The sequence below is a fragment of the Mesorhizobium sp. M0678 genome (genome assembly GCF_040320505.1).
Classification (GTDB): Bacteria; Pseudomonadota; Alphaproteobacteria; order Rhizobiales; family Rhizobiaceae; genus Mesorhizobium.
On sequence record NZ_JAMYPT010000007.1, the window covers coordinates 172,982 to 193,228 of the forward strand.

Sequence of the window (20,247 nt, forward strand, 5' to 3'; positions counted from 1 at the left end):
AAGGGGACTTCAAAATGGTAGCACCGGGTTACAGTGAAGTTGATAAGAAGGAGGACCTGAAAGTTCTCCATGGAATGGGCTATGCTCAGGAACTTTCTCGAAGCATGAGCCGCTTCTCGAATTTCGCGATCTCGTTCTCGATCATCTGCATTCTCTCAGGCGGCATCAATTCCTTCGCGCAAGCGACATCGTCCATTGGTGGCGCGGGCGCTGGTATCGGCTGGATCGTCGGCTGCATGGTTTCGGGACTTTTCGCGCTCGCCATGGCCCAGATCGCCTCTGCATTTCCGACCGCGGGCGGCCTCTATCACTGGGCATCTATTCTGGGGAACCGTTTCACTGGCTGGCTGACCGCATGGCTCAACCTGCTCGGCCTGATCACCGTGCTCGGTGCGATCAACATCGGCACGGCTTTCTTTTTCGTCGGCACTTTCGGCGCAGCCTTCGGCATGACCGGCACGCCTGGTGAGATCGTCGGGTTTGTCGCCTTCATCACGGTGTTGCAGGCGCTGCTCAATCATTTCGGCATCAGGTTGACGGCTATGCTGACGGACGCCTCCGGCTTCCTGATCCTGGCAACGACAGCCGTGCTGATCGTCGCTTGCCTGGTGTTTGCGCCAGCGATCGACATCACGCGGCTGTGGACGTTCACGAACTATTCGGGCGATGCGGGGGGCGGTGTTTTCCCGCAGTCCGATTCCATGACGTATCTCTTCCTGCTCTGCCTGCTGCTGCCGGTTTACACCATCACTGGCTATGACGCGTCGGCGCATACTTCGGAAGAAACGTTGAGGGCGGCCCACTCGGTTCCGCGGGCAATCGTTTCGTCCGTACTCTGGTCGTCGCTGATCGGCTGGGTGATGCTGTGCGCGATCGTACTGGCGATTCCGGATCTGGCGGCCGGCGCCAAGCAGGGCTGGGGCGTGTTCTTCGCCACGATGGACGCAATCTTGCCGGCGTGGCTGAAGACACTGCTCTATCTGGGCATTCTGATCGCGCAGTTCCTCTGCGGTCTGGCAACGGTCACCTCTGCCTCGCGCATGCTTTTCGCCTTTTCGCGTGACGGCGGCATGCCGGTCGGCTCGGCCTCGCTAGCCAAGGTCAGCCCGACCTGGCGCACGCCGGTCAATGCGATTTGGACGGCTGCTGTGCTCGAGGTCATCTATGTCTTTCTTGCCCAGTTCATCTCGGTCGGCGGCACGAACATCTATACCATCGTCGTCAATTCGACATTGGTGTTCCTGTTTCTGTCCTTCATTATTCCGATCGTGCTCGGCATGATGGCTTTCGGAACGGAGAAATGGCCGAACCCCGGCCCATGGAATCTCGGCGCCGGCCTGTTCAAGCTGTTTTGCATCCTGTCGGTCATCGGCATGGCGATCATCTTCTACATCGCCATCCAGCCGCCGAACGACAAAGTGCTCTATATCACCCTGGGCTTCATTGTGCTGACCGCGGTGCTTTGGTTCGGTTTCGAGAACCGCCGCTTCCAGGGTCCGCCCATCGGCGACCAGATCGCAAAGCGCCAGGCGGCGATCAAGGCAGCCGAGATAGCCGTCGGCGAAGCCGGCGCCTGACGCTCTCTGATGACCATGGCCGGCATCGTGCCGGCCATGGATTTCCGTTTCCTTTTCAAAGTGACAAGCCCGAAACGACAAGCGCTGGAGTGCCAAAGGAATGGCCGGAAATTTCTCGTTCGATCAGTTGAAGCAAGCGGTCTCCAGCGGCGAGGTCGACACGGTGCTGGCCTGCATCGTCGATATGCAGGGCCGGCTCGCGGGAAAGCGGTTCCTGGCCCGTTATTTCGTCGATTCCGCGCATGACGAGACGCATGGCTGCAACTATCTCTTGGCGGCAGACATCGATATGGAACCGGTGCCCGGCTACAAGGCGGCGAGCTGGTCGAAGGGTTATGGCGATTTTGTCATGAAGCCGGACCTTGCGACGCTGCGGCTCGTTCCGTGGCTGGAGAAGACGGCGCTGGTGATCTGCGACGTGCTCGACCACCATACCCATGACGACCTGGCGCATTCGCCGCGCGCCATGCTGAAGAAGCAGGTCAAGCGGCTGCAGGATCGCGGCTATATCGGCTATTTCGCTTCCGAGCTCGAATTCTATCTGTTCAGCGAAACCTACGATTCCGCCCGCAAGAAGCACTGGCAGGGCCTCGAGACGGCATCGCCCTACATCGGCGACTACCAGATCGGCATCACCACCAAGGAAGAAGGCGTCATGCGCCGGCTGCGCAACGAGATGGAGGCGGCCGGCATCCCGATCGAGAATTCGAAGGGCGAGTGGGGGCCAGGCCAGGAAGAGATCAATGTCCGCTACGCCGAGGCGCTCGACATGGCCGACCGCCACGTCATCCTGAAGAACGGCGCCAAGGAAATCGCCGAGTCCGAAGGCAAGGCGATCTCGTTCATGGCCAAGTACAATTACGGGCTCGCCGGCAATTCCAGCCACATCCATAATTCGCTGTGGAGCGCCGACGGCAAGACGCCGTTGTTCTACGACAAAAATGCCGAGTGGACGCTGTCGACACTCGGCCAGCAATGGGCGGCCGGCCAGCTCAAATATGCCAAGGAATTCACCTGGTTCCTGGCGCCCTACATCAATTCCTACAAGCGCTTCCAGGCCGGCACCTTTGCGCCGACCAAGATCATGTGGAGCGAGGACAACCGCACCGCCGGCTTCCGTCTTTGCGGCGAGGGCACCAAGGGCATCCGCATGGAATGCCGCATCGGCGGCGCCGATTTGAACCCCTATCTGGCTTTCGCCGCGCTGATCGCGGCCGGGCTTGCCGGCATCGATGAAAAGCTTGAACTGCAGAAGCCCTTCGTCGGTGATGCCTACCAGGCCTCGCAGCTGCCTGAAATTCCAAAGACATTGCGCGACGCCACCGCGACGCTGGCGGAATCGAAAATGCTGAGGCAGGCGCTCGGCGACGATGTGCTGGAACATTACGTCCACACGGCACACTGGGAACAGTTGGAGTACGACCGCCGGATTACGGACTGGGAACTGCACAGGGGGTTCGAGCGGTATTGACGGCGTTGCGCTTTACGCAATATTGTTGCGGTTATCGCACCAGCAACACGCAGGAGGCAGCGTTTGCCCAAAGGTAGAGCCCATGTCGACAAGGCGTGGTTCATGAGTCGAATGAACGAGCGCAAGCTCACGGTACGCAGCATGGCCGGCCGCATGAACATACACTACAGCGCCTTGTCGCGGACACTGAACGGTGAGCGGCGTATGCAGGTCGACGAGATACGCAAGATTGCTGAAATTCTCGACCGGCAGGAAAGCGAGATATTGGTGCACCTGGGAAGTTCCAATGATGCGGCGAAGCCACCGGAGCCTGATCGCCGGTCTGGTTTCAAGGAGGGGCAAGTGGATTTCGTGGACGACATGAACGGCAACAAGGAAGAGTACATCGTGCCGCCTCGGGGTGCCGATCCGTTGTTTGGATGCATGGCCGGGACGCTCACCCTGCTTCCGGACGTCGACTATACCGCGCCCGCCGATCCGGATTGGGGCAATGTCTATGACGAGTGAGGGGGTTCTGCTCGACACATGCTTCATGCTGTGGCTGTCAACGGAGCAGCCGGTCACGAGGGCTGCGGTCGAGAAGGTGACCAGCGCACGCAAAAATGGCAGCGTGATCGCCGTTTCCGTGATGTCCGCCTGGGAAATCGGCATGCTTGTAGCCAAGGGCCGGTTGCCATTCATCAAGTCACCGCTCGCATGGTTCGAACGGTTCGTGCAGACCGGGGCAGCGAGCGTCGAGGGGATCGACAGTGAGCTTTTGGTCGAGTCTTCGTTCCTGCCCGGCGTCGTTCACAACGATCCAACGGATCGGATCATCATAGCCACGGCGCGCTCGAAAGACCTCGAGATCATCACCCGCGATCGCGCAATCCTTGCCTATGGCGCGGCCGGCTTCGTCAAAACAGTGCCTTGTTGATTTGGAGACCTCCTTGGAAACCGTGAAGATAAAATCCCCCGTCGACGGTTCGATCTATGCCGAACGGCCTCTTGCCACCGACCAGGCGATCGGTGCCGCGGTCGAACGTGCCAAGGCGGCGCAGGAGAAGTGGGCTGAGACGCCGGTCGTCGAGCGCGGCAAATACATGCTTGCCATGCTGGAAGCGCTGGTCGCCATGACCGACGAGATCGTGCCGGAGATCGCCTGGCAGATGGGCCGGCCGGTGCGCTATGGCGGCGAGTTCGGCGGCGTCAGGGAACGCGTCAGCTACATGGTCGAGATCGCCGAGGCGGCCCTGAAGCCGGTCATGGCCTCCAATCCGAAGGACGGCTTTCGCCGCTATGTGAAGAAGGTGCCACTCGGCGTGGTCATGGTGATCGCGCCGTGGAACTATCCCTATCTCACCGCCGTCAACACCATCGTCCCGGCGCTGATGGCGGGCAGCGCCGTCATCCTCAAGCATGCGGCACAGACATTGTTGGTCGGCGAACGGTTTCAGCAGGCGTTTGATAAGGCCGGCCTGCCCAAGGGCCTGTTCCAGAACCTCGTCCTGAACCACGCGCAGACTGAAAGGCTGCTCGGCTCCGGCAAGATCGACCATGTCAACTTCACCGGCTCGGTCGCCGGCGGCCGCGCCATCGAAAAGGCGGCGGCGGGCACCTTCATGACGCTCGGCCTCGAACTCGGCGGCAAGGATCCGGCCTATGTGCTGCCGGACGCAAAGATGGACCATGCCGTTGCCAATCTGGTCGACGGCGCCTTCTACAATTCCGGCCAGTGCTGCTGCGGCATCGAACGCGTCTATGTCCACGAGAAGGTCTACGATGAATTCGTCGAGGGCTTCATTGCCGAGACCAGGAATTACGTCGTCGGCAATCCGCTCGACCAGGCGACCACCATGGGGCCGATGGCGCAGGCGCGCTTCGCCGACCTGATCCGCGAGCAGAAGGCCGAGGCGTTGCGCAAGGGCGCCAGGGCACACATCAATATGAAGGTGGCCAACGACAGGCAAGGTTCCCCCTATCTGGCGCCGGAAGTGCTGACCCAGGTCGACCACCAGATGAGCGTCATGCGCGAGGAAAGCTTTGGCCCGATCGTCGGCATCATGAAGGTGCGCAACGACGAGGAAGCGATCGCGCTGATGAACGACAGCCCCTATGGGCTGACGGCCTCGATCTGGACGCGCGACACCGGCCATGCGGCGGCGATCGGCGATCGCGTCGAGACCGGCACCGTGTTCATGAACCGCTGCGACTATCTCGACCCGGCGCTGGTCTGGACCGGCGTCAAGGACACCGGCAAGGGCGCGGCACTGTCGGCCATCGGCTACGACAATCTGACCAGGCCGAAATCATACCATCTGCGCGAGGTGATCTAAGGTGGCGATCGACAAGCATGCGATCGCTGTTGAGGGGGAGTAATGGCGGATACACAACAATCGGCGCTGCCAGATCGTGAGGGTCCCGAGAGTATCGGCGGATGGCTTGTCCTGCCGATGCTCGGGTTGATGCTCACGCCGATACTGGGGTTGGTACAACTGCACAATTCCGACTATCTCGGCATGTTACAGAACTGGCAGGCCTACAGTTTGTCCCAAGGTGTGCTGATTCTTGCCGAATTGGTGATATCCGGCATACTAAACCTTACGGCCCCGGCCCTAATATTGTTCTTCATGTTCAAGCGCTGGCAGATATTCCCCGGCTGGTACATGATTTGGGCATTCGCGATGCCGGTATATGCCGTTCTCGATCCATGGGCTGTGCATCTGGCTTTTCCCACCGTCGTTCCAGAATTGGCCGATGCGTACGACGCAGACACCGTGGGCGGAATTTCGCGCTCGATATGGGCCGCAGTCATCTGGGTTCCGTACATGATGCGGTCGGAACGTGTGGCCAACACCTTTGTGAACTAATGACATCCAAGAGCACGAAAGCAGTCAAGAAGGTCGAAATGACAAAACTCGTTTCCAAATGGAATTACCCGACGACCGTCCGCTTCGGCGCCGGACGCATCAAGGAGCTGCCGGAGGTGCTGGCGGCGACCGGCATCAAGCGGCCGCTGTTCGTCACCGATCCGGGACTGGCCAGACTGCCGGTGGTGGCCTCGACGCTGAAGATCCTCGACGACGCCAAGGTGCCGTATGGCGTATTTTCCGAGGTCAAGCCGAACCCGGTGGATTCCAACCTGACCGCCGGCATTGCCGTGTTCAAGAAGGGCAAGCATGACGGCGTCATTGCCTTTGGCGGCGGCTCGGCGCTCGATCTCGGCAAGCTCATCGCCTTCCAGGCCGGGCAGACACGGCCGGTCTGGGATTTCGAGGACGTCGGCGACTGGTGGACACGCGCCGATGCCGATGCGATCGCGCCGATCATCGCCGTGCCGACCACGGCCGGCACCGGCTCGGAAGTCGGCCGCGCCGGCGTCATCACCAATGAAGCGACCCATACCAAGAAGGTCATCTTCCATCCAAAGCTTTTGCCGGCGATCGTCATTGCCGATCCGGAGCTGTCGGTCGGCATGCCGGGCTTCATCACAGCCGGCACCGGCATGGATGCGCTTGCCCATTGCCTCGAAGCCTATTGCGCGCCGGGCTATCACCCGATGGCCGACGGCATCGCCGTGGAAGGCATCAGGCTGGTCTTCGAAAACCTGCCGAAAGCCTATGCCAACGGCAAGGATCTGGTCGCCCGCGCCAACATGATGAGCGCCGCTGCCATGGGAGCGGCCGCCTTCCAGAAAGGGCTTGGAGCGATTCATTCGCTGTCGCATCCGATCGGCGCGCTCTACGACACCCACCATGGCATGACCAACGCCGTGTTCATGCCCTATGTGCTGGCCTTCAACCGAGAGGCGATCGAGCCGCGCATAGCCCGGCTCGCCGCCTATTGCGGCATCAAGGGCGGCTTCGACGGTTTTGCCAAGGCTGTTGTCAAGCTGCGCAAGGAGCTCAAGGTGCCGCACGCGCTGCCCGGCCTGATCAAGGGCCTCGACATGGACAAGAAGCGCAAGGGCCTGATTGCCGACATGGCGGTGGTCGACCCGACCGCCGGCGGCAACCCCGTCAAGCTGACCAAAAAGGCGGCGCTGACGCTGCTCGAAAACGCCATCGCCGGCACCGTCTGAGACAATTTTCGCATCGGAAATCGACTTGGGAAAGAGGCAAAGGAAAGGGGGAAAGATGAAAGGCAAGATCGAAACTAGTTAGCCGGAAAAAGAATCGCGAAGCGATTGCTACAGCCGGTTAAAAAGAGTTTACTTTTTCATACTGCGGGGCATCGCTTTCACAAAGTTTTCATCTGGCTGTCACACGAAAACGATACCGCATCGCAGGCGTCCAACGGCGTCAGTTCAACGGAGAGAACACATGTTCAAATTCACGGGAAAACTGCTTTCCCTTTCGGCCGTCGCCCTGATGGCGACCTCTGCCATCTCGTCGGCCCAGTCCATGGATGAACTGGTCGCCGCAGCCAAAGCTGAAGGCCAGCTCACCACCATCGCGCTGCCCCATGACTGGTGCGGCTACGGCGCGGTCATCGACGGCTTCAAGGCGAAATATCCGGAAATCACAATCAACGAACTCAACCCGGATGCCGGCTCCGGCGACGAGGTCGAGGCGATCAAGGCCAACAAGGACAACAAGGGCCCGCAAGCGCCCGACGTCATCGACGTCGGCCTGAGCTTCGGCCCGACCGCAAAGAAGGATGGCCTGATCCAGGCTTATAAAGTATCAACCTGGGACTCGATCCCGGACAGCGCCAAGGATGCCGAAGGCTTTTGGACCGGCGACTATTACGGCGTGCTTTCGTTTCTGGTGAACAAGGACCTGGTCAAGGAAGCGCCGGCCGACTGGGCCGACTTGCTGAAGCCGGAATTCGCCAATACCGTGGCGCTCGCCGGTGACCCGCGTGCTTCGAACCAGGCCATCCAGGCAGTCTATGCCGCCGGCCTTTCCGGCGGTGCGGCTGCCGGCGAAGCCGCCGGCACGGCTGGTCTCGACTTCTTCAAGAAGCTCAACGCCGCCGGCAATTTCGTGCCGGTCATCGGCAAGCCCGCGACGCTTGCCCAAGGCCAGACGCCAATCCTGGTGACCTGGGATTATAACGCGCTTGCCGGCCGCGATACGCTGAAGGGCAATCCGCCGGTCGACGTCGTCGTGCCGAAGACCGGTGTCGTCGCCGGCGTCTATGTTCAGGCGATTAGTGCCTACGCGCCGCACCCGAATGCTGCCAAGCTATGGCTGGAATATCTCTATTCCGACGAAGGCCAGATCGGCTGGCTGAAGGGCTATTGTCACCCGATCCGCTTCAACGACCTCGCCAAGAATGGCAAGCTCCCGGCTGACGTGATGGCCAAGCTGCCGCCGGCCGAGTCCTATGCAGCCGCGGTGTTCCCGACGCTCGACGAGCAGGGCAAGGCCAAGGAAGCCATCACCAAGAACTGGGATGCCGTCGTCGGCGCCAACGTCAAGTAAGACTTGAGATCAGCCGGGCGGCTTAGATCGCCGCCCGGCATACCTCCAGGACGGTAGCCGGCGCATGACCGATATCTCGTTGTCCGATCACGCTGTTGCCGGGAAGACCGCGCCTCCTGCCGACGCCCGCAGCATGAGGCTGCCGACGCAATGGCTTGGCGTTGCGCCTTTCTTCATCTTCGCCATCATGTTCTTGATCCTGCCCACGCTCTATCTGATGCTGGGCGCATTCCGGAACGATGCCGGCGAATTCACTTTCGAAAACATAGCGGCCTTGGCGCAGCCGTCGATCGTTGCCGCCTACTGGATCTCAATCAAGGTCAGCCTCGCCTCGTCGCTGATCGGTGCTTTCGCGGGACTTGCCATTGCCATCGCCATCGTCCGCGGCGGGCTGCCGGAGTGGATACGCTCGGCGACACTGACCTTTTCCGGCGTGGCCTCCAATTTTGCCGGCGTGCCGCTGGCCTTCGCCTTTCTCGCGACGCTCGGCCGGCTCGGGCTCGCCACGGTGCTGCTCAACGTCTTGGTCGGCTTCAACATTTATGCCCATGGTTTCAACATCCTGTCGTTCTGGGGCCTGACGCTGACCTATGTCTATTTCCAGATCCCGCTGATGGTGGTGATCATCGTGCCGGCGATCGATGGGCTGAAGAAGGAATGGGGCGAAGCGGCGGCAACGCTTGGCGCGACCCAGGCGCAGTTCTGGCGCATGGTCGTCATTCCGGTGATCTGGCCAAGTTTCCTCGGCACCGTCATCCTCTTGTTCGCCAACGCCTTCGGTGCCATCGCCACCGCTTACGCTCTGACCGGCTCCTCGCTTAACATCGTCCCTATCCTGCTCTACGCGCAGATCCGCGGTGACGTGCTGCACAATGCCCATCTCGGCTACGCCATCGCCTTCGGCATGATCGTCATCACTGGGCTGGCCAATGTCTTCTACATCTGGTTCAGGACGCGCTCTGAGAGGTGGCTCAAATGAAGTCCGGCAGATTCTGGGCCTGGATCGTCTTCGCGCTGGGCGCGGCCTATTTCTTCATTCCGCTGATCGCGACCGTGGAATTCTCCATGCGCATGCGGCGCGGCGCGTATTCCTTCGATGCCTATCAGGTCGTGCTCGGCGATCCCCGCTTCCAGGCGACCTTCATCTATTCGGTGGTCGCCGCCATCTTCACCATCATCCTTGGCGTGCTGGTGGTGGTGCCGGCGGCGTACTGGATTCGTCTGCGGCTGCCGCAGCTAAGGCCCGTCGTCGAGTTCATCACGCTGTTGCCGCTGGTCATCCCGGCCATCGTTATCGTCTTCGGCTACATCAGAATGTACGGGTCGAACTCACCGCTGCCGTTCCTGGCCAGCGACACAGGAGCCAATGCCTTGCTGGTCATCGGTTATGCGACACTGGCGCTGCCCTATATGTATCGCGCCGTCGACACCGGGCTTCGCACCATCGACGTGCGGACACTGACTGAGGCGGCGCAGATCCTCGGCGCCGGCTGGGGCACGATCATCGCTCGGGTCATCCTGCCGAACGTGCTGATCGCGGTGCTGTCGGGCGCCTTCCTGACCTTCGCCATCGTCATCGGTGAATTTACCATGGCCAGCCTGCTCAACCGGCCTGCTTTCGGACCCTATCTGCAGAACGTCGGCGCCAATCGCGCCTACGAGCCGGCGGCGCTTGCCATCATCGCCTTCGCCATCACCTGGGGCTGCATGTCGCTGATCCAGATCCTGTCGCGCTTCGCGCCGCGATCGGCGAACCGTCCGAACTGACCCGAAAGAAAAAGCCATGACCGAGCCATTCCTCTCAATCCAGCATGTGCGAAAATCCTTCGGCCCCATCACCGTGGTGCAGGATTTCAACCTCGACGTCGAGCCGGGCGAATTCGTCTCCTTCCTTGGCCCGTCGGGCTGCGGCAAGACGACGGTGCTGCGCATGGTCGCCGGTTTCGAAGAGCCATCCGCCGGCAAGATCGTCGTGGCCGGCAAGGACATCACCCGGCTCAAGCCCAACCAGCGCAATGTCGGCATGGTGTTCCAGGCCTATGCGCTGTTTCCGAACCTCACCGTGGCGCAGAATATCGGCTTCGGGCTGAAGGTCGCCGGTATGCCGAAGGCCGATGCCGACAGGCGCGTTGCCGAGATGCTCGACATCATCAAGCTGCCACAGATGGGCGACCGCTATCCCTATCAGCTCTCCGGCGGTCAGCAGCAGCGCATCGCGCTGGCGCGGGCGATTGCGCCCAAGCCGAAACTGCTGCTGCTCGACGAGCCGCTGTCGGCGCTCGACGCCAAGGTGCGCGTGTCACTGCGCGAGGAAATCCGCTCGATCCAGAAGAAGCTCGGCATCACCACCATCTTCGTCACCCACGACCAGGAAGAGGCGCTGTCGATCTCCGACCGCATCGCCGTCATGTATGGCGGCAAGGCCGAGCAGGTCGGCACGCCGTTCGAGATCTACAACCGGCCGGCAACCAAATTCGTCGCCAATTTCGTCGGCACGCTGAACGTGCTCGAAGGCACGGTCACCGACGCCGCTTCGGGCAAGGTGCGCGTCAACTCGCAAGAGGTCTCGCTCAAGGGCAAGCTCAACGGCTCGAAATCCGGCGACACGCTGTCGCTGGCGCTGCGGCCCGAGGCGATCTCGCTCGGCCGACACCCCGGCCGCGATTCCAGCCTTTCGGGCGAAATCGCCGAGGTGCATTTCCTCGGCTCGGTCATCCGGGTTCGCGTCGGCATCGGCGGCAGCACGGTCTCGCTCGACACGTTCAACAGTCCGGCCACACCGCCGCCTGCCGTCGGCGAAAAGGCCGAGATTTCGTTCTCGTCGGGCGACATGCTGGTGCTGCACTAGGAGAAGAGTGAATGGTGAATAGTGAATAGTGAATAGTGAATAGTAAGAATGCGCTTTACGCGCCGAAATTCCTCTGCACGCAGCCATTCACCATTCACCATTCACCATTCACGAGCAGCCAAAGCCGTCGCCGTTTTTGCAGTGCCAATCGCCCGGCTTCACCGCTACGATAAGGCATGGCGCTATTCGAACTCACCCTTGTCCTGCTTCTCATCGCAGTCGCCCTGACCGCGCTGTCGCGGCGTCTGCAGATTCCCTATCCGTCATTGCTGGCGCTGGCCGGCGCCGGCATCGCCTTCCTGCCGTTTGCCCCGACCATCGAGATCGACCCGGAGCTGGCGCTCGCTCTGTTCATCGCGCCGGTTCTGCTCGACGCGGCCTATGACACGTCGCTGCGCGATCTCAACCGCTACAAGGTTTCGCTCATCCTGCTGGCGCTTGGCGCCGTCATCTTCACCACCGTGACGGTCGCGCTGGTCGGCTGGACGATGGCAGGCCTGCCCATTGCCGCGGCCATAGCGCTCGGCGCGATCGTAGCGCCGCCCGATGCGGTGGCGGCGGCGGCCGTGCTCGGACAGTTCAAGGTGCCGCACCGCATCACCGCCATCCTGGAAGGCGAGAGCCTGCTCAACGACGCCACGGCGCTGCTGATCTACAGGATGTCGGTTTCCGCAGCCGCCGGCTCCATCCTGTTGAGCAGTGCCGTTCCAATGATCCTGCTGTCGACGGTCGGCAGCCTTGCCGCAGGCTATGTGCTCGGCCGGTTGTCTCTCGCCATACTCGGCCGCATCGACGACCCGGCGAGCGGCACCGTGGTGCAATTCGCCTCAACCTTCGGCGTCTGGATCCTGGCCGACAGGATAGGGCTTTCTGCCATCATCACGATCGTCGTCTATGCCATGACGATCGCACGTACATCGCCGCGCCGCATGCCGGCAAGGAATCGTGTCAGCTCCTACTCGGTCTGGGAGACGGCGGTGTTCGTGCTCAACGTGCTGGCCTTCGTTCTGATGGGCCTGCAAGCGCGGTCGATCGTCGGTCGACTTGCCGAGCAAGGGCAAAGCGAGGCGTTCGTCTTTGCCCTGGCTGTGCTGGCCGTCGTCATCGTATCACGGCTCGTCTGGGTGCTGGGCTGCGGCGCGATCCTCAGAGCGCTGGCACGTCTGGGTGACGAGGACAGGCAAAAAGACGCGCCGACATTTCGCGGCGGCGTGCTTATCGGCTGGTGCGGCATGCGTGGCCTGGTGACGCTTGCGGCAGCCTTTGCCTTGCCGGCCGACTTTCCGGGCCGTGATCCGATCGTGCTCGCCGCTTTCACGGTCGTGCTCGGCACATTGGTGCTGCAAGGCGTCAGCCTGAAACCGTTGCTGCTTCTGCTCAATCTCGACCTCGACCGGACGGTCGACCGGGAGGTGGCGCAGGCGCGCGTCGCCATCATGCAGGCGGCGCTGGACGTGCTCAGCGGCAAGACATCCAGCGCGGCCGGGGCGGTGCGAGAGCAATATGCCGCCCAGCGCGCCATCGCCGAAAACCCGGAGGATGCCCAGGCGGCGACCGAGTATGACAGATTGCGTCTTTACGCCATCAAGAGCCAGCGCGATGCGCTGGAGCGTTTGCGCATCGACGGAACGATCGGCGACGAAGCCTACCACCGCCTTGAGGAAGAAATCGACTGGTCGGAACTGGCAGCATCCCCGCCCGGTCGGTTCCAGCCGCTGACCACTTAGCATCTGGCCCAAGCTCCCTCCGCCCGGCTGCACATTGCAAGGCTGTCAGCGAACGGCTACTGCCAGCAGGAAACTGAGCCGGATAAGCAATGAAGCTGGTCAGCTATAACATCCAGTACTGCTTCGGCAGCGATGGCCGCTACGACCTGGCGCGTTGTGCCAAGGTCGTGGCCGGCGCCGACATCGTCGCCTTGCAGGAGGTGGAACGGCACTGGTTGCGCAGCAACGAGGACGACCAGCCGGAACTTCTTTCGCAATTGCTGCCCGACTATCATTGGGTCTACGGGCCGGCCTTCGACATGGATGCCAGCCACCGGCATGAAGGCCGCATCGTCAACCGGCGGCGGCAATTCGGCACCATGGTTCTGTCGAAGCTTCCGATCGTCTGGTCGCGGCTGCATACGCTGCCGCTCAGGCGCACGCTGCGGCCGCTCAACACCCGCAATGCCGCACTCGAATGCATGATCCGCACCCCTGCCGGTCCGGTGCGGGTGCTGTCGTTGCATCTGGCGCATATCGCGGCCGAGGAGCGGCTGGAGCAGATCGACTATTTGCTGGCCGAGCATCGCCGCGCGCCGTCCGAGGGCGGCCCATGGAGCGGCGCCGACGACGAGCCGGCGCGCAACTGGAGCAATGGCGAACAGGAGCCAGAAAACCCCGTAGCGGCGATCTGGTTGGGCGACTTCAACATGGAGCCGGATAGCGCCGAGTACCGGCGCATTGTCGGCAGCGCGCCCTATCATCGCGGTGCCGCCTATCTCGACGGTTTTGTCGATGCCGCCGCCGTCGCAATGGAACCGACAGCGGATTTCCACACCCATGTGAAGACTATCGATGGCAGGCTGGCAAAGCGCCGGCTCGATCATTGCTTCGTCGGCGGCATGTTTGCCGGGCGCGTGCGCTCGGTCAGCGCCGATATCGGCCAAATCGCTTCCGACCATTTTCCGCTCTGGGTCGATATCGACCTGGAGACGCCGATCGTCATCGGGACGGGCGGCGGATGAAGCGCCGATGAGCCTGTTTGTCTTTTTCGCGGTGCTCGCCGCCGCTTCCATGCATGCGATCTGGAACGCGCTGGTCAAGGTCCATCTCGACCGTTTCCTGTCGATCACACTGATGACGCTCGGCATGGGTGCCGCTGCGCTGGTGACGTTGCCTTTCGTCGAGGTGCCGAAGCCGGAAGTGTGGCCATACATCCTCGCCTCGGTTGTCTTCCACATGGGCTACAGGACGTTCCTGATCGGCGCCTACAAGGCCGGCGATTTCGCCCAGACCTATCCGCTGGCGCGCGGCACCGCGCCATTGCTGGCCGCTTTGGGGGGCGTTGTGGTGGTTGCCGAGATGCCGGCGCCGCTCGCCATTCTCGGCATCCTCTTGTTGTCGGCGGGCACGCTGGTGCTGTCGTTTCGCGGCGGCGCGCATCTGGAGAAATTGAACCTGCGCGCCGTCGGCTTCGCGCTGGGCACATCGATCTTCATCGCCAGCTACACGCTGTCGGACGGCAGCGGCGCGCGGCTGGCCGCCACCGCGTCGAGTTATGCCGCCTGGCTGTTCGTCTGCGATGCGCTGTGGGCGCTGGTGCTATGCGTCGTCTTTCGCGGCCCACAGGCGCTGCCGGTGCTGGCGCGCGACTGGAAGGCCGGAATCTATACCGGCGTGCTCAGCGGCGGCGCCTACTGGATCGTGATGTGGGCGATGACCAAGGCGCCGATCGCCTCGGTGGCGTCGCTGCGCGAAACATCGATCCTGTTCGCCATGATGATCTCGGTGTTCGCGCTCGGCGAGAAGATGACGGCATGGCGAGGTGCCGCGGTGCTTAGCATCGTTGCCGGCGTCGTTGCGCTGAGAATGGGATAGTCACGCGATCTCCAGATCAAACACCATCAGCCCGTCGGTGCCGCCTTCGAGCGCCGCGACCAGTTTTGCGCCGGCTCGCTGATGCGCTTCATGCTCCAGATAGGCATCGCGTGCCGCAGCGTCGCGAAAGTCGATGGTGAAGCCGTGCGTGAAGCCGCGGGCGAAGGGTTCCGGGCTGGTATTGGCGCTGAATTCGACCTTGCCCATGCCGTCGATCACCGCCCGCAACGCTTCGAGATCGGCATGGATTGCCGCGCGCTCGGCGTCGGCGACATCGTTGCGAAATCTGACGAAGACACAGTGCCTGATCATTCTTTGTCCCTCATGCCGCTCGGTTGGTGGAAAACACCGCCGGCGGCAGCGGCTCGCGGCCAAGGATCAGATCGGCGCCTTTTTCGCCAACCATGATCGTCGGGGCATTGGTGTTGGAGGAGGGGATGCGCGGCATCACCGAGGCGTCGCAGACGCGCAGGCCCTCGATACCGCGCAGCTTGAGATCGGGCGTCACCACGCTCATTGCATCGTAGCCCATGCGGCAGGTGCCGACCGGGTGGTGGTCGGTCTTGGAACTGCGGCAAGCGTAGTCGAACAACTCGTCGCCGCTCTGCAGGTCGGGTCCCGGCAATACCTCGCGCAGCACATAGGGCTGCAGCGCCTTCTGCCGCATGATCTCGCGCGCCAGCCTCAGCCCCTTGATCGACATGTCGCGGTCATAGGGATCGGACCAATAGTTCGGATCGATCAGCGGGCGGTCGGCCGGGTCGGCGCTGTTCAGCCGCACCGTGCCGCGCGAGTGCGGACGCAGGAAGGCCGAGTTCAGTGTCACGCCCGGATTGTTCAGCTTCTCGACGCCGGCCTCGATGCCGGAGCCGAGGCCGAGATGCAACTGGATATCGGGAGAGGCGGCGGTTGGATCGGCGTACCAGAAGCCGCCGGTCTCGAACAGACTGGAAGCCACCGGGCCTTTCTTCAGGAGCAGATATTGCAGCCCGGCCCACGCCGTCCAGTGCAGCTTGGCGTAGTTGTCGTAGGTGTGATCGCCGGTGCATTCGGCGATGACGAACAGGTCGAGATGATCCTGCAGGTTGGAGCCGACGCCGGGCAGATCGTGCACCGGTGTCACGCCGATCGTCTTCAGATGGTCGGCCGGGCCGATGCCCGACTGCATCAGAAGCTTCGGCGAGCCGATAGCGCCGGACGAGACGATCACCTCGCGCTCGGCGCGCAGGATCGTTGGCTGGCCGCCCGGCCTGTCGACGATCTCGACGCCGACGGCGCGGCCCTTGTCGACGACGATGCGTGTCACCAGAACGCCGGTCCTGACGGTGAGATTCTTTCGCTCGCGGATCGGCCGGAGATAGGCGACAGAGGCGGAGGAGCGCTTCGCGTCCTTCTGCGTCAATTGGTAATAGCCGACGCCCTCCTGGGCTACCCCGTTGAAGTCGGGATTGAAGGGGATGCCCATCTCCTGTCCGGCACGGAAATAGGCCTCGCAGATCGGCAGCGGCGCGATCGGGTTCGACACGCCGAGCGGGCCTTGGTCGCCGTGGAAATCGTTGGCATAACGCTGGTTGTTCTCCGCGCGTTTGAAATAGGGCAGCACGTCGCGATAGCCCCAGCCGGCAAGACCTTCTTCCTTCTCCCAGGCGTCGTAGTCGCGGGCGTTGCCGCGCGTGTAGATCTGCGCGTTGATCGACGAGCCGCCGCCGATCACCTTGGCCTGCGTGTATCGGAAGACGCGGTCGTTCATGTGCTTTTGCGGCACCGTCGACCAGCCCCAGGCGGCGATGCCCTTGGTCATCTTGGCAAAACCGGCCGGCATGTGGATCAGCGGATGCCAGTCCTTGCCGCCGGCTTCGAGCAGCAGCACCTGATGCGACGGATCTTCGCTCAGCCGGTTGGCGAGTACGCAGCCGGCCGGGCCGGCGCCGACGATTATGTAGTCCGTCATGGCGTCACCTGTTCATAGCCTCGGCACCGACAGCGCGCCATCGACATTGATGACCGAGCCGGTCGAAAAGCCGAACTTGCCACCGGCGAGTGCTGCCACGGCGGCACCGATATCTTCGCTCTCGCCCCAGCGCATCGCCGGCACCAGCCCGCCGTCGATCAGCCCGTCATATTTGGCGGTCACACCCGCGGTCATGTCGGTGCGGATGATGCCTGGCCGCACCTCGAACACGGCGATGTTTTCGGTGGCAAGCCGCAGCGCCAGGTTCTTCACCCACATCGAAAGCCCAGCCTTGGAGATGCAGTAATCGGAACGTTCCGGCGAGGCCATGGCGGCGCTGACCGAGGTGATGGTGATGATCGATCTCGCACCATCGCTTGGCAGGCCGAGCATCGCTTTGGCGACGGCCTGGCTGAGGAATACGGTGCCGCGCAGATTGATGCCGAGCACCCGGTCGAAATTTTCCGGCTTGAGCTCGAGCAGATCGCCGCGCAGGACGGCGCCGATGCCGGCATTGTTGACCAGGCAGTCGATGCGACCGAAGGCGCTTGTCGCGGCATCGATCAGCGCTGCATGGCCGTCGAGGTCGGCGATGTCGCAACTGACATAGGCGAATTTCGCGCCGCGCCCGGTGATGTCGGCGGCGAGCCCGTTGGCGGCTTCGTCGGCAAGGTCGGAGACGAGGATGTCGAAGCCTGCGTCGGCCAGCGCCTCGGCGCAGGCAAGGCCGATGCCGCGCGCGCCGCCGGTGACGATCGCTGCTGGGCGGCTCATGTTGCAAGCTCCGTCTTGCGGATATGATCGGCGACGCGCAGCGCCTGTGCGGCGATCGACAGCGCCGGATTAACGGCGGCCGAATTCGGCAGGAAGCCGGCATCGACGACGAACAAATTGCTGTGGTCGAAGGAGCGGCAGAACGGATCCAGCGGCGAGGTCGCTGGATCGTTGCCCATCTTCACCGTGCCGCACTGATGTGAGGGCGTGCGCTTGTCAAACGGACGCGACAGGACGATCGGATAGCCGCAGGCGCGGAAATTCTCGCGCATCACCTTGGTCAGTCCGTCGAGCGACTGCATGTTGGAGCGCCGCCACTGCATGACGATGTCCTTGCCGTCCACCATGATGCGGCTCTCGGGATCGGGCAGGTCCTCGCACATCAAATACCAGTCGACGGCGTGGCCGGCCATGAAATCCAGCGCGAATTTGGGCGCGCGCCTGACATTGGCCTTGAGGATGTTGCCGTCGATCTTGCCGAGGAGCTGGACATTGCCGAGCGGCTTGCCGCCCTTGCCGTCGGACAGATAATAATCGTTCAGCATCAGCGTCTTCTGGTAGACGGATTTGTTCCGCCGGCGTGGATCGATCGCCAGCATGGCGCTCGAATTGTGGTTCATGAAGTTGCGGCCGACCTGGTCGGAGCGGTTGGCCAGGCCTCTGCCACCGCCTCTGCCCTGAGGGGTGGGCGAGCGCAGCAGGATGGCGGCGGAATTGACTGCGCCGGCCGATAGGATGACCAGCTTCGGCGCGACTTTCTTCAGCGCACCGTTCTGGCGGTAATGGACGGTCTCGATCGTCCTGGCGTCCGGCGATGCCTCGAGATATTCGACATGGGCGCCGGTCTCAAGCCGGATATTCTGATCGGCAAGGGCTGCTGCCAACGGCCCGGATTGCGCGTCGATCTTGCCGGTCCCGGTGTTGGGAAACGCGTCCCACGGCGTGCTGCCGTCTTTCAGCCAGGCTTCGATGTCGACGCCGAGCGGCAGCGATGCCGGATGCAGGCCCAGGCTCTTCAACTCGGCGCGCGCACGCGCGATCGGCGGCTCGTCTGGTACCGGCCCGAAAGGGTAGGGCGTAGAGTGGAACGGCTCGGTCGGGTCTTCGCCGAGTGCACCGCGCACGCGAAAAAGCTGCTCGGCCTTGGAATACCAGGGTTCGAATTCCTCATAGGAAAACGGCCAGGCCGGCGAGATGCCGCCATAGTGCTCCATCTCCGAAAAGTCTTCCCTGCGGTAGCGGATCAGCACAGCGCCGTAGAATTTCGAATTGCCGCCGACATAGTAGTAATTGCCCGGGTTGAAAGGCGCTCCGCCGGCCTCGAGCCACATCTCCTTCGGCCGATAATGGCCGTCGACGAAGATTGCGTGGGTGTCGCGTGTGTGCGGCGTTGCTGGCAGTGGTTCGCCGCGCTCCAGCATCAGGATCGAGGCGCCACTGCCGGCAAGGCCGGAGGCGATCGTGGCGCCGCCTATGCCGGAGCCGATGATGACGATGTCGGGATTTGTCATGGCGGTCAGACGATGCGTTTCTCGGTCGCCGGATCGAAGAACACCGCCTTGGTCAGGTTGAAGGCGAGCGGCGTGACCGTGCCGGGCTGGATTTTGGCATCGGCGCGCAGCCGCGCCACCACCGCCTTGCCGCCGAGATTGGTGACCGCGAACGTATCCGAGCCGGCCGGCTCGATGACCTCGATGTGACAGTCGGCGCGGGCGATGTTCGAGGCATTGCGTTCGGCACCCTCGGGATCGGTCAGTGCTTCCGGGCGGACGCCGAAGATGATCGGTTTTCCCTGGAATGCCGACAGGCCGGCCGGCGCATTGCCCAGCGGCAGCGAGATCGGCTGGCGCGCCTCGCGCTCCATGACGACGGAGAAGCCGCTGCCGTTGCTGCCGATCGTCGCCGGGATCAGGTTCATCGCCGGCGAGCCCATGAAGTCGGCAACAAACAGGTTGACCGGATTGTTATAGATTTCGGCTGGCGTGCCGAACTGCTGCACCTCGCCGTCGCGCATCACCGCGATCTTGGTGGCCAGCGTCATCGCCTCGATCTGGTCGTGGGTGACGTAGACGATGGTGGTGCCGGTGGTGGCGTGCAGGCGCTTGATCTCGATGCGCATGTCGACACGCAGCTTGGCATCGAGATTGGACAAAGGCTCGTCGAACAGGAACAGCTTTGGATCGCGCACCAGCGCCCGGCCCATGGCGACGCGCTGGCGCTGGCCGCCGGAGAGCTGGCTTGGCTTGCGCTTCAGCAAATGGCCGATCTGCAGGACCTTCGCCACCTTGTCGATCGCCTTCTGGCGCTCGCCGGCCGGCACGCCGCGCATCTCCATGCCGAAGGCGATATTGCCGGCAACCGTCATGTTCGGATAGAGCGCGTAGCTCTGGAAGACCATGGCGATGTCGCGCTTGGAGGGGTGGAGATCGTTGATCGTGCGTCCGTCGACGCGGATTTCCCCTTCGGTGATGGTTTCCAGGCCGGCAATAGTGTTGAGCAGCGTGGACTTGCCGCAACCGGAAGGCCCGACCAGCACGAGGAAGCCGCCCTTTTCCAGGTCGAGGTCGATGCCTTTCAGGATCTCGACCGCTCCGAAACGCTTCTTCAGCCCGTCAATTTCCAGAAAAGCCATGC

At 62.6% G+C, this 20,247-nt stretch carries 19 protein-coding genes; 14 read left to right on the forward strand and 5 right to left on the reverse strand.

The features are described 5' to 3' along the window. The first annotated feature begins 14 nt into the window (after positions 1 to 14). The 14 genes from NKI29_RS15470 to NKI29_RS15535 all read left to right on the forward strand — a co-directional run bounded on the left by NKI29_RS15470 (position 15) and on the right by NKI29_RS15535 (position 14,888). Positions 15 to 1,577: an amino acid permease gene (locus tag NKI29_RS15470; protein ID WP_352588205.1), complete on the forward strand. Its 1,563-nt coding sequence runs from the start codon at positions 15 to 17 to the stop codon at positions 1,575 to 1,577. A gap of 100 nt (positions 1,578 to 1,677) precedes the next feature. Then, complete coding sequence (locus tag NKI29_RS15475) at positions 1,678 to 3,048, forward strand: glutamine synthetase family protein (protein WP_352588202.1); 1,371 nt, start codon at positions 1,678 to 1,680, stop codon at positions 3,046 to 3,048. A gap of 111 nt (positions 3,049 to 3,159) precedes the next feature. Continuing rightward, positions 3,160 to 3,555, forward strand: a complete 396-nt coding sequence (locus NKI29_RS15480; RefSeq protein WP_352588199.1) for a helix-turn-helix domain-containing protein — start codon at positions 3,160 to 3,162, stop codon at positions 3,553 to 3,555. Next, complete coding sequence (locus NKI29_RS15485) at positions 3,539 to 3,964, forward strand: type II toxin-antitoxin system VapC family toxin (protein ID WP_352588196.1); 426 nt, start codon at positions 3,539 to 3,541, stop codon at positions 3,962 to 3,964. The genes NKI29_RS15480 and NKI29_RS15485 overlap by 17 nt, the downstream gene beginning before the upstream one ends. Beyond that, positions 3,927 to 5,363 carry an aldehyde dehydrogenase family protein gene (locus NKI29_RS15490; RefSeq protein WP_352588193.1) on the forward strand — a complete coding sequence of 479 codons (1,437 nt, stop codon included), beginning with the start codon at positions 3,927 to 3,929 and terminating at the stop codon, positions 5,361 to 5,363. Before NKI29_RS15485 ends, NKI29_RS15490 begins: the two co-directional genes overlap by 38 nt. A gap of 42 nt (positions 5,364 to 5,405) precedes the next feature. Beyond that, complete coding sequence (locus NKI29_RS15495; RefSeq protein WP_352588190.1) at positions 5,406 to 5,897, forward strand: DUF2569 domain-containing protein; 492 nt, start codon at positions 5,406 to 5,408, stop codon at positions 5,895 to 5,897. Between the two features lie 38 nt (positions 5,898 to 5,935). Then, positions 5,936 to 7,108, forward strand: coding sequence for an iron-containing alcohol dehydrogenase (locus NKI29_RS15500; protein ID WP_352588187.1), 1,173 nt, complete (start codon positions 5,936 to 5,938; stop codon positions 7,106 to 7,108). 241 nt (positions 7,109 to 7,349) lie between these two features. Continuing rightward, positions 7,350 to 8,456, forward strand: coding sequence for an ABC transporter substrate-binding protein (locus NKI29_RS15505; RefSeq protein ID WP_352588184.1), 1,107 nt, complete (start codon positions 7,350 to 7,352; stop codon positions 8,454 to 8,456). A gap of 64 nt (positions 8,457 to 8,520) precedes the next feature. Beyond that, a complete protein-coding gene (locus tag NKI29_RS15510; protein WP_023675356.1) occupies positions 8,521 to 9,435 on the forward strand; it encodes an ABC transporter permease in 915 nt (304 codons plus the stop codon). Beyond that, on the forward strand, positions 9,432 to 10,223 hold the full coding sequence (locus NKI29_RS15515; protein ID WP_352588181.1) for an ABC transporter permease: 792 nt from the start codon (positions 9,432 to 9,434) through the stop codon (positions 10,221 to 10,223). The genes NKI29_RS15510 and NKI29_RS15515 overlap by 4 nt, the downstream gene beginning before the upstream one ends. 16 nt (positions 10,224 to 10,239) lie before the next feature. Next, complete coding sequence (locus NKI29_RS15520) at positions 10,240 to 11,304, forward strand: ABC transporter ATP-binding protein (RefSeq protein ID WP_023675358.1); 1,065 nt, start codon at positions 10,240 to 10,242, stop codon at positions 11,302 to 11,304. A 176-nt stretch (positions 11,305 to 11,480) separates the two neighbouring features. Continuing rightward, positions 11,481 to 13,031, forward strand: a complete 1,551-nt coding sequence (locus NKI29_RS15525) for a cation:proton antiporter (RefSeq protein ID WP_352568165.1) — start codon at positions 11,481 to 11,483, stop codon at positions 13,029 to 13,031. A gap of 89 nt (positions 13,032 to 13,120) precedes the next feature. Beyond that, positions 13,121 to 14,035: an endonuclease/exonuclease/phosphatase family protein gene (locus NKI29_RS15530; RefSeq protein WP_352796629.1), complete on the forward strand. Its 915-nt coding sequence runs from the start codon at positions 13,121 to 13,123 to the stop codon at positions 14,033 to 14,035. A gap of 7 nt (positions 14,036 to 14,042) precedes the next feature. After that, positions 14,043 to 14,888, forward strand: coding sequence for an EamA family transporter (locus tag NKI29_RS15535; protein ID WP_023675361.1), 846 nt, complete (start codon positions 14,043 to 14,045; stop codon positions 14,886 to 14,888). Here the strand turns inward: NKI29_RS15535 and NKI29_RS15540 are convergent, their stop codons facing one another. Genes NKI29_RS15540 through NKI29_RS15560 form a run of 5 tightly spaced genes read right to left on the reverse strand, consistent with a single transcriptional unit; the run spans position 14,889 to position 20,245 of the window. Continuing rightward, complete coding sequence (locus tag NKI29_RS15540; RefSeq protein ID WP_352448247.1) at positions 14,889 to 15,200, reverse strand: Dabb family protein; 312 nt, start codon at positions 15,198 to 15,200, stop codon at positions 14,889 to 14,891. Positions 15,201 to 15,210: 10 nt separating this feature from the next. Continuing rightward, the gene (locus NKI29_RS15545) at positions 15,211 to 16,839 is read right to left on the reverse strand and encodes a GMC family oxidoreductase (protein WP_352755024.1); all 1,629 of its coding nucleotides are present in this window, start codon (positions 16,837 to 16,839) and stop codon (positions 15,211 to 15,213) included. A 12-nt stretch (positions 16,840 to 16,851) separates the two neighbouring features. Then, a complete protein-coding gene (locus tag NKI29_RS15550; RefSeq protein WP_352755022.1) occupies positions 16,852 to 17,613 on the reverse strand; it encodes a 3-ketoacyl-ACP reductase in 762 nt (253 codons plus the stop codon). Then, positions 17,610 to 19,124, reverse strand: coding sequence for a GMC oxidoreductase (locus NKI29_RS15555; protein WP_352568160.1), 1,515 nt, complete (start codon positions 19,122 to 19,124; stop codon positions 17,610 to 17,612). Before NKI29_RS15555 ends, NKI29_RS15550 begins: the two co-directional genes overlap by 4 nt. Before the next feature lie 5 nt (positions 19,125 to 19,129). Continuing rightward, complete coding sequence (locus NKI29_RS15560) at positions 19,130 to 20,245, reverse strand: ABC transporter ATP-binding protein (protein ID WP_023675366.1); 1,116 nt, start codon at positions 20,243 to 20,245, stop codon at positions 19,130 to 19,132. Between the last annotated feature and the right edge of the window lie 2 nt (positions 20,246 to 20,247).